The sequence below is a fragment of the Calothrix sp. NIES-2100 genome, assembly GCF_963875285.1.
Classification (GTDB): Bacteria; Cyanobacteriota; Cyanobacteriia; order Cyanobacteriales; family Nostocaceae; genus Aulosira.
This window is the reverse complement of sequence record NZ_CAWNLA010000001.1, coordinates 687601-702780: the sequence shown is the minus strand read 5'-3', so window position 1 is coordinate 702780 and position 15180 is coordinate 687601. Positions and strand designations below refer to the sequence as shown.

10 protein-coding genes are annotated in these 15180 nt (G+C 32.4%); 3 read left to right on the top strand and 7 right to left on the bottom strand.

Going from position 1 to position 15180, the window contains the following annotated elements; all coding sequences use genetic code 11:
- Positions 1 to 46: 46 nt before the first annotated feature.
- The 3 genes from AACU32_RS02805 to AACU32_RS02795 form a co-directional block, all read right to left on the bottom strand.
- Positions 47 to 9661 carry a D-alanyl-D-alanine carboxypeptidase family protein gene (locus AACU32_RS02805; RefSeq protein WP_096597664.1) on the bottom strand — a complete coding sequence of 3205 codons (9615 nt, stop codon included), beginning with the start codon at positions 9659 to 9661 and terminating at the stop codon, positions 47 to 49.
- 62 nt (positions 9662 to 9723) lie between these two features.
- Positions 9724 to 9969: a hypothetical protein gene (locus AACU32_RS02800; RefSeq protein ID WP_096597662.1), complete on the bottom strand. Its 246-nt coding sequence runs from the start codon at positions 9967 to 9969 to the stop codon at positions 9724 to 9726.
- A gap of 62 nt (positions 9970 to 10031) precedes the next feature.
- Complete coding sequence (locus AACU32_RS02795) at positions 10032 to 10538, bottom strand: hypothetical protein (RefSeq protein WP_096597660.1); 507 nt, start codon at positions 10536 to 10538, stop codon at positions 10032 to 10034.
- A gap of 1465 nt (positions 10539 to 12003) precedes the next feature.
- On the opposite strand from AACU32_RS02795, the gene AACU32_RS02790 reads away from it, so the two are divergent.
- The 3 genes from AACU32_RS02790 to AACU32_RS02780 are packed head-to-tail and all read left to right on the top strand — an operon-like array spanning position 12004 to position 12907.
- Complete coding sequence (locus tag AACU32_RS02790) at positions 12004 to 12258, top strand: hypothetical protein (RefSeq protein ID WP_339377446.1); 255 nt, start codon at positions 12004 to 12006, stop codon at positions 12256 to 12258.
- Between the two features lie 32 nt (positions 12259 to 12290).
- Positions 12291 to 12563 carry a hypothetical protein gene (locus tag AACU32_RS02785; protein ID WP_096597656.1) on the top strand — a complete coding sequence of 91 codons (273 nt, stop codon included), beginning with the start codon at positions 12291 to 12293 and terminating at the stop codon, positions 12561 to 12563.
- Between the two features lie 53 nt (positions 12564 to 12616).
- Positions 12617 to 12907: a hypothetical protein gene (locus tag AACU32_RS02780; RefSeq protein WP_096597654.1), complete on the top strand. Its 291-nt coding sequence runs from the start codon at positions 12617 to 12619 to the stop codon at positions 12905 to 12907.
- A gap of 266 nt (positions 12908 to 13173) precedes the next feature.
- On the opposite strand, the gene AACU32_RS02775 is transcribed toward AACU32_RS02780, so the two are convergent.
- The 4 genes from AACU32_RS02775 to AACU32_RS02760 all read right to left on the bottom strand — a co-directional run bounded on the left by AACU32_RS02775 (position 13174) and on the right by AACU32_RS02760 (position 15170).
- Positions 13174 to 14001, bottom strand: a complete 828-nt coding sequence (locus tag AACU32_RS02775; RefSeq protein WP_096597652.1) for a hypothetical protein — start codon at positions 13999 to 14001, stop codon at positions 13174 to 13176.
- A 21-nt stretch (positions 14002 to 14022) separates the two neighbouring features.
- Complete coding sequence (locus AACU32_RS02770) at positions 14023 to 14403, bottom strand: hypothetical protein (RefSeq protein ID WP_096597650.1); 381 nt, start codon at positions 14401 to 14403, stop codon at positions 14023 to 14025.
- An 84-nt stretch (positions 14404 to 14487) separates the two neighbouring features.
- Complete coding sequence (locus AACU32_RS02765; protein WP_096597648.1) at positions 14488 to 14817, bottom strand: hypothetical protein; 330 nt, start codon at positions 14815 to 14817, stop codon at positions 14488 to 14490.
- Complete coding sequence (locus tag AACU32_RS02760) at positions 14814 to 15170, bottom strand: hypothetical protein (RefSeq protein ID WP_096597646.1); 357 nt, start codon at positions 15168 to 15170, stop codon at positions 14814 to 14816. The genes AACU32_RS02765 and AACU32_RS02760 overlap by 4 nt, the downstream gene beginning before the upstream one ends.
- Positions 15171 to 15180: the final 10 nt, after the last annotated feature.

The window sequence follows — 15180 nt, the reverse complement described above, 5'->3', positions numbered from 1 at the left end:
AAATTCCCCGGATAGTTTTAAGTTATCCAGGGAATTTTTTATCATTTTAGATTCCTACAGATCTTCTATAACTATTCGATGTCTGCATCTTGTTCTGAACGGCTAAAATAGATTTTTTGACTGATTGATTGTGAACATCATTTAAGCCTTGTTTGAATTGATCCAGGGTGACGTATTCCTGATTATTTATAACCGTTGTCTGAACATGAACTGTTTTGTTACCTGATTCAGAAACACTGGTAGTATTTACATTACCTGCTATTCCACCAAAAGCGAAATTACCTAACAATTTATCCGGTGTTAATCCTGCTTTCTCTAGTTCCTTAACACGATCAGCAGGAATCATTAATTCACCTTGGTGAACCACAGCAAGCATAGGTTTTTTACCTGATTCAGAAAACTCTTTGTTAAATGCTTTCTGAATTTTATGAACACCACCATTACTATAGTTTGGTATTTCGGTTTCATTTTTGTCTTTTACGATTCCACCATCATAAAATAAACCTCCAAAGATTCCACCAAACAGACTATTAAGTCCGGTGTTTAAGAAACCAGAGAGTATAGAACTAAAGAAATTATCAAACACATCAGAAAGTGAACCGCCTTTAACAATCAAATCTGTTATAGAGTTCGACAAAGACATCACAGAATTTCTAGCAACGTCTGAGACTGTCTGACCAAAAGTTTTAAACTGATTGTTAACATTTTCAAGGTTGAGATTGTGTATCTCGTTCAGACTGTCCTTGACTGTTTCAAGTTCTGAAGTGTCTATATTATTGAACTTCATTTGTTCAATCTGTGCATCTAGTTCCCTGAGTTGTTGAGTATATCTCAGATTTTCTTGTAACACAGCAGCATCTCTAGAAATTTTATTGGCAACGAATGGGTTACCCTGGTCAGTGTTGATTTTAGACGCTCTTGCATTCATTAAATCAATTTTGGGTTGATTACTAAAAGTTTCTAGAGTTCTTTGACGCTCATTACTGTTCTGAATGTCTTTAATCCGTTGCTCTTGTCTATCGATTTCAAAAGTGTTTTCAATATTTTGAACCCGTTCATTATTTCGTAAAGCTTCCCTTAAAAATTGCCCTTTCTTTTGACTGTCAGTAAGCTCTTTATTACTGAAGATTTCATTCCGTTTACTTTGGTAATTATTCAGATTTTCAGTAATTTGGATATCTCTATTAATTTCTAAAGGATTACCCAGGGTATAGTCACTAGAGTTTTTACGCTGCAACAGATTGATAGCTGTTAATTGATTTTGTAATTGTTCATTAATTGACTGTCTATCACGTTGTAAATTGTTAGCTTCCCTGGTTAATTCATTTAATTTTTGTTGTCTATCGGCTTCCTGATAACTTAAATCAATTTGCTCTTGTTTAGCAACAGATTGCTTTTTGTAGAGTTCAATTAATTGATTAGCTTGTTCCTGGGTAATTTCTTTTTTAAATAAACGCTCTTGAACTGTTGCAATATTTTTCTCTGTTTCTAAATCAACTTGTTTTAAATTGATTATCCTTTCTAGGGATGGAATATTTTTAACTTGTTCATCAAGCGGGTTAAACTGCTGTAAAGCTTTTAACGATTCAAGTCTAGCTTGTAATTTAGAAATTTCTTGTTGAGTTTCTTCAAAAGTTAGTGATTGTTGTCTGAAACCTTCCTGTGTGTTGAAAATGTTTTTGGCAGTTTGAACAGATTCATTTTTAAGTTTTTGTAATTCAACTAATTCTTTCTGAGTTTTAGATTTTTCGGCTAAACTTTGATTTAATCCTTTGGCTATTTCATCTTTAGCTGTTCCTGTAATTTCAGGGTTATTTAGTAGTTGTTTAGCAGTCTGAATCCTATCATCAAGTTCAATAATTAATCTGTTTCTGTCTCGAATATTATCATCAAATTCTCGATTTTGTTTTAATAACTGTTCATTAAATGAATCAGTACTAGATTTAATCGGATTGCCATATTGATTTTGAACATCCTGAAGCTGTCTAGCGTTCTGTTGTTGCTGATCACCAGAATCCCTTAAACCTCTACGAAATGTTCTTAAACTTTGTTCATTTTTACGTAATAATTCAAGCCGTTTACGTTCGGTATCAGCGTCAATTCTTTGTTGTTCCAAAAGCGATCGCTGATTAATCATATCTACATTAAGATTACTACCCTGGACTACAACATTTTGTAATTGACCAGGGTTTAGGTATTGTCCTTGCAGAGATGCTTGTAGCGCTGGATTCTTGAACTTTTGAAAATTATTTGTGAATGTTGATAACTTACCACCACTAGTCCCTTGTCCATAAGGGTTACCTTGAAGAGATGCCCATTCCTTATTTGCTAGAGTCACAGCACCTTGTATATCACCTTGCATCACTTTTTCTAATGCACCGCGATACATCAATCTGCCAACGGCTAAAACTTCCTGTGATTGTGGTTTAAAATCTCTAAGCCCTAATCCTTGATGACCATATTTAGTGTCATCATCCCAAACAAAGTCTATCGTTTGATATCTTCCTGTGGCTGAGCTTGTGTAACCACCAGCACTCACACGTTTTTTAGGATGACTTGTTAAACTATTTGGGTTAAAACTTTCTCTATTTGTATCACCGAATAAATACCCATAACCCCCGGTAGTGTTTGCGACATCACCAACTTCTGCAACTGCAACAGCATCTAAGAACGCTCTAACATTTGGATTTTTCAACGCTTCTAAAGCTTTTCTACCCGTTGGTGTTAATCCAGAAAAATCTGACGCTGAATATTGCGAAGCTTTACCAAATAGATAATTACTCGATTGTGTTTGACCAGGGTTAACGGCTACTTGTCTAGTTAATGGTTGCAACATCTGTCTAGCGCGATCGCTTCCTGTGTAATTCCAATGCCACGGCTCAAAATCTACACCTTGCTTATTCCCTGGTGTGAACGGCATCTGAAAACCATATCTAGCAGCATTCTGTTGCAACCATCGGAACTCCTTAGACTTACCAAAACTAGGTTCAACAGAATTGATATCCATTGCAAAACCTGTATGGTGTTGGCTAAATCCTGCCGGAGCCGAAACTTTAGCGCGTTGTTCTGGTGTTTGGTTTCTAGCTTTCATTCCAGAGTTAAATACTGTTTCTTGGTCTTTAACGGAACGGAAACCGGAAATAACACCGAGATTTACACCTTGTTTAGCAGCATCAGCAGCCATATTTCTAAATGCTGTTGCGGCTTCTTTGTCTAATAATTCGTTTCCAACTTTTACTAAATTTTCGCGGCTATTTTCTCTATAGGCAAAATGTCCATACTTGGTTATAGGCACTTGGCTAACAGGTTGATTAACAGGTTGATTAACAGGTTGTTGAATATTTACATTTTGATTAGCACTTGTAGCTTGTTGTAATGATTTTAAATATTGCTGAGGCTCAACATATTTACCATTGATTTTCACACCAAAATCTAAGTGTGCGCCTGTACTTAAACTATCCATTGTAACGGTTGATAATCTTTGCCCAGCATTAACTTGTATAGGCTGTTTAAGATTACCGTTGAACATTTTTTGAAGTTCTGTTAAATCCAAATGATTGTAAACAATAGTAACTTTGTTACCTTTTGGATCAACTGTATTGATATCAACACCACCACTAGTTGAAGTAATTTGTCTTGCTGTAGCAGTTCCAGACATTAAAGCTTGTACAACAGCACCTTGACTACCACCTACCCTAGAATCTAAATCAACTTTATTATGTTGTCTAGCACCACCGTCACGTATACCGTAAAAACTTTGACCCTGTGATGGTTTGTAGTTGATTATATCTTGGATAGATCTTCCTGCAATCGGACTTGCTATAGCACTATTAGACTGTTGAATACCATTAAATAATGATTGTCCTACACTGATTGCAGCACCTAAAGGATTACTAAAAGCGTTAGCAACATTACCTAAAGTTTCAACAATTCCTTGTCCTTGTGTTAATCCTTGAATCCATTTACCAGTTTGATCAACTATAGAACCAAATATTCCTGATATGTTTGAAAAAACATTTTCTAGAGAATTACTATTTTCTCTGACAGTTTCTAAAGAACTGCTGAACTGTTTACTTAGTTCTGATGATTCACCGATGTAAATGTTAGTGTCTTTGATAAACCTGTTAGCAATATCTAAATTATCATTTTGATTTTGAAATTCTTTTGTTAATTCCGAACTGCTATAAATATTCTCATCAATCACAGAATTAAAAGAATCTAAACCGTCATTAATTAATCCTGTTATATCGTTAGTTTCGTTAAGATTGTCATTCAATCTTTGAACGTTTTGATTATTATCAATACCGTTAAAATCCAGGGTAACAGGTATTTTAGGTAGATTCCCTGGTAAACTTCTTTGTAATTCTATTTGCTGTTTCAGGTTATCTTGTAACTGGAACTGAGCATCAAGAATTTTAGATTTTTTATCGATTTTATTATTTGCTATATCATTTAATTCTTGTAGATTAGCCACAAGACTATCAGCAAACTGAGTAAATATATTATCACCAACATTTGTTAAAACTGTCTTAATTCTATTTTGTTGTTGTAAAGTCTTGATATCGTTAGCAGATTTTTCAAATTCAATCTTAGATTGTTCAGTCTGTTTAACAATATTTTGATAATATTCGGCAACCTGTTTAGTCTGTTCTCGTAACTGATTAACTAATTCAAGTTTTGACTGAGCTATCTGAAGTTGTAAAGTGTTTAACTCGTTCTTGTTCTGTTGTAAGTTTGCAAACTCTTGTAATATGAATTTTTCATTATCTGTTTCAACCTGACTAAGAATCTGGTTGATTCTGGCTATCCCTGTATTAGCATCAACCTTGTAAGCTTCTAGAACATTAGCTGATTCAGTACCGGATCTAAATAGTTCTTCGGACTGCTTGATTGATTCTGACAGGTTCTTAATTTGACTCTGTATATTGTTTATGTCCAGGGATTGATTAATGAATTGTCTGTTCCCTGGTGTAACATTTCCTTTAATATCTGCACTTACAAAAGCTGTCTTATCTCTAGAAATTAAAAAGTCACTTTTTGTTTTTGTGTCTTGTAACAGAATGTTAACGTCTGTTAAGTTCTTTTTCCAAACATCGAAACTACTTGCAACTTTACCAACAGACTCGGTTATCTGTTGTTGACGCTTTTCTAAAATTGCTATCTGAGCATCGATTTCTTGATTTTGTCTATTGTACTGGTCTGTTGAAAGTTTGTTTTGATCATAAGATTCTTTAATTAATGGTTTGACAGCTTTCAAGCCTCTGATTTGTGCCTCTATAGCACCTTGAATACCTGCAACGGGTTGCAAATTTTTAAATCTTGTATCGAGTAAATCTTTTTCCTGTTTCTGAAGTTCTTTAAGTCCTTGAACATTTTCAGGATTTAATTGGACAATGGCACGTCTTTTAGCTTGAATTTCAGAAAGTTTTTTATCAGTTTCTACAACTAAATCTATTTGTTTCTGAATTTCTGAACTGTTTGTGATTTCTATTAATTTTTCACCAGATTTTAAACCTGTTTTACGTCCTTTTTGAATGTCATCAAAAGCCTTATTCTCTTTCTCGTTCTGAGTATCGAAAGGATTTAAATACTTTAAAGGATTTGTTAAAACATCTCTACCTAAATCGAGTAACATTTCTTTGTTACCCTTTTTAACTTCTTTGCCTGTTTCTATTTTCTTTAACATCGATTCAATATCTTTCAGACCTTTTTCAGATTGTTTTGCAAAATCTGAAGCTGCACCACCCATATCTGAGAAAGCTATTGTTAATTTTTCAATCGATGTTAAAACTGTTTGGAATACTAGTAATTCAGCACCAAAGTTTAACATTGGTTTGATTGCTGTAAACATTCCAGACAATGTTACTTGACTAAATTTAGCTTTAACAGTTAATAGATTTAAACTGGCTATTGATTGATAAACACCAGTGATAAACGGCTGCCATAACGGTCTAGTTAAAGCGATCGCTAAAAGTTTAACAAAATTTAAAATACTATCGATATTTTTAGATAATAAATCTAAACCTGTTGATGTAGCATTTAAGCTTAATTTTTGAAATGGTAAGAATGCTTTACCTGTATTATTTTGTAATTCAAGCAAACTATTATTGAAATTGTTAATTGCAGCTTGGCTAGTTTCTAGTGATGCTGGTAAACCTACAATTGATTCGGCTCTAGCTTGTTGTGATGCTTGAATTAATGTCTCTGGACTCAAACCGCCCGGAGTATTTTTAAGCTTTTTAGCTAATTGACCGGGTGTTAAACCTTGCGATCGTGCAAATATATTGTAAAACCCTGGTACAGCTTCACCAGCTTGACCCCTTAATTCTTCAGATTGAATACCTTTAGAAGCCATTTGTTGTACAGCAATACCAAAACGTTCTTGTGTTTGCTTATCAACACTTCTAGTTGCTAGCATCACATTAAAGTTTTCAAGTATCTGTGAACTTGGAGCGCCTTCTAAACTGCTGTTTTGTGTAGCTGCTAAAAATCCTGCTGCACCTTCCAATGATTGTCTTATATCAACTTTTAAAGCTTTGGCTTGCTCGCTGAAACGTTCAAAATTAGTTTTACCAGTTGCACTATCACCAGATGCAAACACAACCTTACGATTAAGGTTTTCCATCTCTGTCGCAACTTGCACACTAGTTACTAAGAAATCTTTTAATTTTGGTAATACTTCTGTAAGAACTGTGTAAGCTAAACCGAGTTTTGAAACACTAGTTATTAAACTAGTAACTGATTTAACAGGATCGTTGATAAAATCTGAAAGAACATTTTTACCGGAATCAAGACCTTTCTTAAAACCAGCAACAACCATTTTACCAATTTCAATAAATACCCTGGATGGTGATTGTATTTGATAACCTTTTTTAACTTGTTCAATTGGTTGTTGTACTAAAACTTCCTCAAAAACTTGCTCAACATCTGATGATTGTATTCCTTTTTCTAAACCTTTTGTAATGTCTTTGGCTACTTGTTTAGATTGTGTAGCGACATTACTAGAATCTATTTGTGGTAAAGGTATTTTAGCTTTTGCAAACTGTCGCTTAATATTATTTTCAAGTTGGCTAAGTTGTCCAAGCATTTGATTTACTTGAGACGCTTCTGTTGTTCCTATTTTTGGTATATTAGCTTCAGTCCTGAAAGATTCAATATCAGCTTTAGCTCTTGATGTATTTTCAAGAATTGTTTTAGCTTGTAAAGTTGCTTCAGGAAATTGTTTAGTTTTTAATTGGTCTTTTAAAGTACCGTACGATTTACCAAAATTATCAACAATCTTTTTAGAATTCTCTAGTGATTGTTTAATTTGTTCATTAGTAAAAGTTTCTATTTTCTTTTGAATTTCTTGAACAGGTTTTACTATTTCCTGTGAAACATTTTTATTTTCTTTTGGTAAAACTATACCAATTTTAGGATCTAAAAGTTTAGCTTTAGTTTCTAAGATTTCTTGTAAAACATTTTGATATTTAGTTTGTGTTATACCAGTTGTTTTACTAGAAACACTATTAACCTGTTTGTAAACAAGGTCTAGTTCTTTGACAATATTATTAGCGACCAGGGAAGCTTCAATTCCTGGTTGTTCTTGTAAATGTTTTAAATAAACTTTCGCTTTCTCAACAGCTTTTTTAATTTCTGATAACTCTCTGTCATCAGGTTGTAAATCAACAAAGATGTTTTCAAAATCTTGAACTATTTCTTCTAATTCAGATTTAAAATCGTCGGTTGATGTTAATAAATATCTCTTAATATGTTGTAAATTTTGAAAAGCTGCTGTGGCTAATTGATCTATTTGTTTCGTGTTTAATTGTGATTTATCTTGAGATTTAAAATATTCAGCACCTTTCCTAAAATCAGTTATTAATTCTGGTGTGACTTTCCCTGGACTACCAAACATGAAATTTTGAAGTTCAGCCACATTAGCATTTCTATAATTTTCGTAGGGATGTCCTTTAACACCTAATATTTGTTGCCCTTTAGTTCTCTCAGCAAGTCCTAAACGCCCATACATTTTATTAGTTTCAGCACCTAGATGCTCATCGGGACTAATAATTTTTCTATCTTTTTCATCAAAACCACCAATAAATTTTGGTGTACCAACACCTATAAAATCTGATTTATCACCATGCCCTAAAAGCTCCATTATTTTATGGGCTTCCTCAGCAGCAAAACCACCACCAGACTCACCCACAAATTTAATTTTAATCTCCGGATTTTTTTCTAATGCTGCTAATGCTTGTGCAGACATCTCTAAAGCGTCTTTAGAATAACCTCTTAATGTTGGTTTACTGATGCTAGTTAACAAAGCTTTTAATTTTTCTGGTGCGTTGTTTAAAGACTCTCTAGGAATGTCGCTGTCTTCATTCTTAGCCCAAATAACAGCGTTTTTAGGATTATCTTTACTTAATTCGTTTAACCCTGGACTAGAACGCATTTGACCAGAGACAAGAGTCTTACCTGACAAACCTCTCGCACCAGCATAACCACCAACAGCTATATAAAGATTTTCCGTTTCATCAGTAACGGCTTTAGTTGATAACATGTCAGCTTTACCTTTTTTAGCATTCAAAATTTCAAATGCTCTTTCTCTAACTAAAGGTAAAGCTCTTTCTTGTAACGCAATAGTTCTATATTGTTTTAATGATTCACCAATAGGTTTAGTTATACCTCTTAAAGCTGTTTCTGAAAAAATAGCACCTTTCATTTTTGCAGAAACTACTTCTAATTCTGAAATTAAACTTTTACTAACATTAGAAAAATCTACATCTTGTGTAGCAGCTTTAATAAAACTGTTAATTTTATCGGTTATTGTATCACCTTTATCTTCTAAAGCTGCTATTATACCATCACCAACTTTATAAGCACCTTGTCTCAGTTTTACTGTTAAAATCTGTTGTATTTCATTCGTGGTTTCTATAAATTCTTTGTTTTCAGTAAAATTATTTTTAACAAATTTACCTGTTTCCCTGGCAGCTTTTCTAAATTGTTGTGCGCTACCAGAACCAAAAGTGTCTCGAATACCTAGAGATAATTGACGCTGAATATTAGCACCAATATTTTCTTGAAAACCTGTTACAACATTCCCTATAAAACCTTTTTTATCGTTGGCTTGTTTAACAGCTTTTTCAACTTGTTTAATATGAAAAGTTAATTCTCTAAAATCGTTTTTTGTGTCCCCAGTACTTTCACGATTTTTTATAGTTACGCTTAATTTACCTTCAGTATTTTTTAAAGCTGTTTCAACTTGCTCAACAATATTATTTTTATCAATTTTTACAGGAAATCTTGCTGCCTGTAACTCTTTACGAATATTATTTATCTCTCTAAATATTTCAGTATTATCAATTTCAAAAGTAACTTTCTGGTTTTGAATCTGTTGTAATTGAAACAAATTTTTATTCAAATTATCCAGATTAGTCAAGTCTGTTCTAGGCTTTATAACATTGTTTTCATAAAACCTAACAGTTTCTTTTAAATGTCTTTGTTTTAAATCTAAATGTTTATTTAAATCTACTAATCTTGAATCATCAACGTTAACGACCAGGGTATTAGTCTTTTGTCTAGAAAGCTGTAATAACTGTTTTTGTAATGGTGCAAAATTAGCCTTAATATCAATATAAATAGAATCAATCTCTTGCCCGTTATCAAAAATTTCAGACATGATAAAAATATGGTATAATTATATGTTTTCATTATACCATATTATGATAAGTATTCTTTATACTACAAACTAGGGATATTAAACGGTAGCTTATCTGGTGTTAACATTTCAGATTCATTTTCAATACTTTGGAAACTCATTTTACTTTGCAAGGTTTCTACAAATTCTTTAGCAAAATCACCACCATTGAAGCCCGCGCCAGCACTATATAAGTTATAAAGGGTTTTTTCGGCTTCAATACGTTGATAATTTTCTAACAGGTTTTCATATTCCCAAACAGGTAACTCTAAAGCTTCTTGTCTTGACAAATGATAGAAATGTCTGAATATTGCTAGTTCGTTCAGAACTTTTTCTAAATAAACCTCAGCCTTTACACGTTTTTTTCACTATCATCTTGACCAGAGATACCACGCTTTTCCAATTCTTTTTCGTTGTACTCAGACAAAGCTTGGTTAATTTCATTGAACAAATCGGACACCAATTTTTCTTTGGGATAATCTAAATCTTCGTTATCGTTGTAAAATTCCTCAACGATTTCCTTTAATTTACCGGGTTTAAGTTTACAAAGCGTTTCTACATAGTTGTAGATGTTTTTATCAATTTCATCATTAATAGCTGTAATTTCCCTGGTAATAGCTTTACGCTGATCCAAGTTTTTCTGATCAAGTTTGTCAACACTAGAAAGTTTCGATAATTCATCAGATTTTTTAGACAACTTATCATTTAAAAAACTAACCTCATTCTGAGTATCGAAAATTGATAAACTTGCAGCTTTACTCAAAATATTGGGGTGATAAACCTTTAAATTTAAATCTTGAATCTCTAAAATAGGTTTTACTTTGTCCAGAACTTTATCAAATATTTTGACAGATTTCATAAACTTAACTAATGAATAGACAATTATCTATAACATTTTATCATGCTAAATAAAAAGTCACTTTTTGGAATTCAGCAATAATTATAAATGTTTCTCTATAGCACATAATATTATATTTGTCAACAGTATTAAAGAACTATTTTGAATATTTAACGAATGACCATTATATAGATAGTCTAGAAAACCTTAAAATCAGTCAAATAGCACAAACTATCAAGCTTACAGATTAGCCATGTTCTAGAGCGTTGTAGACCAGGGTAAACAACTATTAGTCCTGGTTAATGGTTGTCAACTGTTGGCTATCGAGCAACATCTTATAAATCAATAAGTTTAGCTTATACATATACTATTTTAAGCATTTATACTTACTTGTACTACTGTAATAGTACAGATATTCTCAATAACTCGAATATTCTCAATAAGACTACAAAATTTTTTGTAGTTTTTTGTAATAGTTTTTGTAGAAATTACAAACTACAAAAACCTTATGTAGCAAGGATTTTGTAATAGTTTTTGTAGATTTTGTAGTTTTGAGCCGGATATAAATCTCTAGAGCTTTGTAGTATGTCTGTAATATAAAAACAGGTAGTTTTGTAGTACAAGAAAATCTTATATATCAAGACTTATATGAATATCTAGTTTTCTATGGTCAGAGAAAAATAATTAAAAAATTATGTAGTCCAGGGTATGTAATCAGTAAAAAACCTAAATAGTTATAAATACTTAAACTAGTACAAATAATCTATTTAATTTGTATTACATATATAAAACATAAAGAAGTATAAGAAAAACTTATATTAATTTATCCTTTATATAACTAGTACAAATTTATAAGTAAAAATACTTATTTAGATTTTTTATGATTTACTCAGGTTTTTGTTAGTACAACTACCCTGGACTACATAATTTTTTGATTATTTTTCTCTAGCCAGATTAAATCATAGATTTCTATAAGCCTTTGATAGTACTAGTTTGTATAAATTTTACTAGTACACTTTGATAGTACACCTGTACTAGTACACCTGTAGAGATTTATATCCGGCTCAAAACTACAAAATCTACAAAAACTATTACAAAAACCTTGCTACATAAGGTTTTTGTAGTTTGTAATTTCTACAAAAACTATTACAAAAAACTACAAAATTTTTTGTAGTCTTATTGAGAATATCGAGCTTATTGAGAATATCTGTACTATTACAGTAGTACTTAATAAGTAAAAATACTCTAGTACAGTTATTTGCAATAAGATGTTTTATTGACAATAGGTAGGTATTTGTCGAGTGTTATTCACATCTGAATTGTAAAGAAATGTAAACAAACAGTCATTTGGTTTAAACTAGGTTTATACTAAAAGAATAGTGAACAGCACAGACACATGAACAACTCAAAAGTTGCCATAAGCTTACGGTTATCACCGAGATTGCACACAATTGTTAAAAAGATTTCTGAAATTGACCAAAAAAGTATGAATGATGTTGTTTCTGATGCGATTGAAGCTTACGCTAATAGCCGTGTAATACGTGAAAATATCCAGACAAAAGACCCGGATTATTCTATATCTATTGACAAAGATTTGTCTGGAAATTCAACGTTAACTCTGTATTCACTTTATGCGGGTTCAAACCACATAGTCTTTAATAATGTTAGTGAAGATAATTTACAGGCTGCAATTGAGCAACTAAACTCTTTAGTTGATTTTTCTCATGAGCGTTTACTTTAACTCAATGATTGCAAACATAGCAGGTAATTACAATGATTCAACACCCTTTCTCTTGGCATGTAATTAAAACTCATCGTTCAAATGAGCAAGCATACCAATGTTTTTCCAGACTCAGAGGTCACGATAGTTCTTTATTTTTCGGAACCGATGAAGCAACAAAAGAGAACGCAATAGCTCACAGAGATTATCTAAATAGAATAGAAAAATGGGATAAGTATTACACAACAGAAACGGTACAAAGAGTTTCGTTAGAGTATGATGTTTATCCCGAAGAATTTTTAAATGGTCTAGAAATTGTTGGATAATTTCTAAAACTTGAACAAATGTTATCCCTGGTCAAAAACAACGAGTAAAAAAAATGAACGTTTGTAAAGCTATTCAATGTCCTTATTTTAACGCTAAAACTAATAATTACGGATGTCAAAGATATCAAGTTTCAAACCATTGTCATTTGATTAAAGACTTTCAATTTTTAGCACCAACACAGTATGTTTTAGTTTGTCAAGAAACGACAGAATTAGATAAAATTAAATCGGTCAACAAAGAATATTTTTTAACTGATGAAAAATATCAGGATGATAAAAAGTTTTTAGAAACTCATTCTGGTTGGTTTAACGCTCATAGCTTTAAAGTTGGAAATCTGATTTAACCAATTTCTAAAACTTGAATAACTGTTATCCCTGGTCAAAAACAACCAGGGATTTTTTATTGTTACAGATCAAGCTGCAAAACTAGTCTATATTACCCTTGACAAATTTAAACTTTTATGCTATAGCAAATAAATTCTATATTTTTAAAATTGAAAAGTGACTTTTTGAATTGCCAGACAAATAAAAAAACCCTAGATTTAAAGTCTAGGGTAATGTTGTCCATTACTTAGCTACCAAATTTTAAAACCAGTTAGCGATTGCTAGATTACGGCAACAAACTAGATTGACCACGTAACACTTTGTAGTTGGTTTCGTTAGGGTCATAAGCTGTGAAAGTTATGTTGTACGCTCTTTGGTTTTGAATAGAGAAAGATAGGTTTAATTTACCTTCAACACCTGCATAAGGGAAGATGTACCAGAGTGTTGGATCTGTTGAAGGATCACCACCGACATAAGGTCTAATTACTACAGTACGATATGGAAGTTCAAGAGATCCGGTTGTTAATCCAGAGTCATCACCCATTGTAATCAACTCTGGTAAACCACCAGCTAAACCAGCACTACCCTGGTAAGCAGCAGCGTTTGTGGCAACTCGCATCAAGTCAATTCGATCGTCTGCAATTGATACTTGAGCGTTAGCTGTCATACCAACTTTGGTTTTGTTGAATGGAGCCATAGAAGCTTGAGTTAGGTTATCCTGATACATTTCTTCTATGTTCACCGTTGCAGCTTCTAACTGGTCAGAAGCTTTAATGACAACGTTCAATGGTGTAAAGGTTAGTGTGACACTTGCACCAGTTGCAGTTGCATTAGCGCTCAAAGTGATGCTGGTACTAGAACCTTTAGCAGCAACATAAGTACCTGCGGGAATACCAGTACCAGAAACCGCCATACCTACTTGAACGTTTTGAAAACCGTTGGCGGTACTTGTAGTTACTGCTGTACTTCCTGAAGTTGTAGAACAAGCAGCAACTGTAAAATCTGCTGTATTTTGATAAGTTGTTACCAGGGTTGTAGCTAACCCTTTAAGTTCAGTAAGTGTTAAGGCTGGTGTGATAATTGTAAATTCGGCTGGCCCACGAAGTTTAGCCATTAATTTTAAATCCTCTTAATATTAATAGAATCTGTAAACGAAATAACCACAGTAACTCATAACTTCTTGTACATAACCTAAATAAAAATCCTTGATTTTGTTGAAATTTGTAGATGTTCTAAAAGTGTTCATCAATGTTTCAACACGTTCAAGGATTCCATTGGGTTTTGTAAGTTGAAGTTCTTTTTGTGTGTAAATAGTTATTTGTATCTCTGGGTTTTTTATTTCATTTGAAATATATCTACCAGATGCATTATCACGAATAATACTCACAACTATTTTAGGTAGATTAAAGTTGCTTAAATTCCCTGATGGATGTTCAGGTAATATCTCTGCAATACCGTTTAAGTTTGCAGTCAAATAATCAAAAATTTCTTTTCTTATTTGGAAACCTGAAGTCATCAAAGTTATCAGAGAATATAATACTTTCTAACCTAAAAGTATTATATCATAAGTAAAATTAATGTAATAAGTAAAACTTATAATTTATTGAAATTCTGATAAAATTTCTGAACGTATTTGTGGTACTGAAGATCTGACAAAACCTGTTTTAGCTTCGACATAAACAGCGTAATTTACAGCCCGTTTAATGTTCTGTTCGCGTTTGATACCGTAAAGAGTTTTACCACCTAAACGGATTTTACAGCAGACATTGTTACCCTGGATAACAGGTTTTTCAGCTTCAATACTTTCAAAAAGTCGCTGAGTGTCTACAGGTGTAACATTCCTGATAATTTCAACAGAACGACCAGAACCTCTGTGGATTTTTTCAGCAACTTGTTGTTTAATTTTTTCAATCTGACTTTGAATGTTCATGACCAGTCATTAGGACTATAAGATTTTTTAGGAATCATAGAACCTTTAAAAGTTTGCCCAAAGATTTTTTCTAATTCTTTAAATCTGGTTCTATGAACGTTTTGGAAAATAAAATCACCTTGAACATTGTTATCGATAGTGATGATTGTTTTAGTACCGTTTTGAATTTCACTAGGTAACAGCCAATATTCAACCTGATTAGAATTGACTACATTACCAACAAAAAAGTTTCTTTCATTTTCAATACCTGTAGCTTCAAAAGTTCTAGTATTTTGATCAAGTTTTATAGATACTTCTATAATCAATTGATTGATTTGAATTACTGCGTTAGTTTCGTAAAATGTTCTAGGCATAAATAATAAA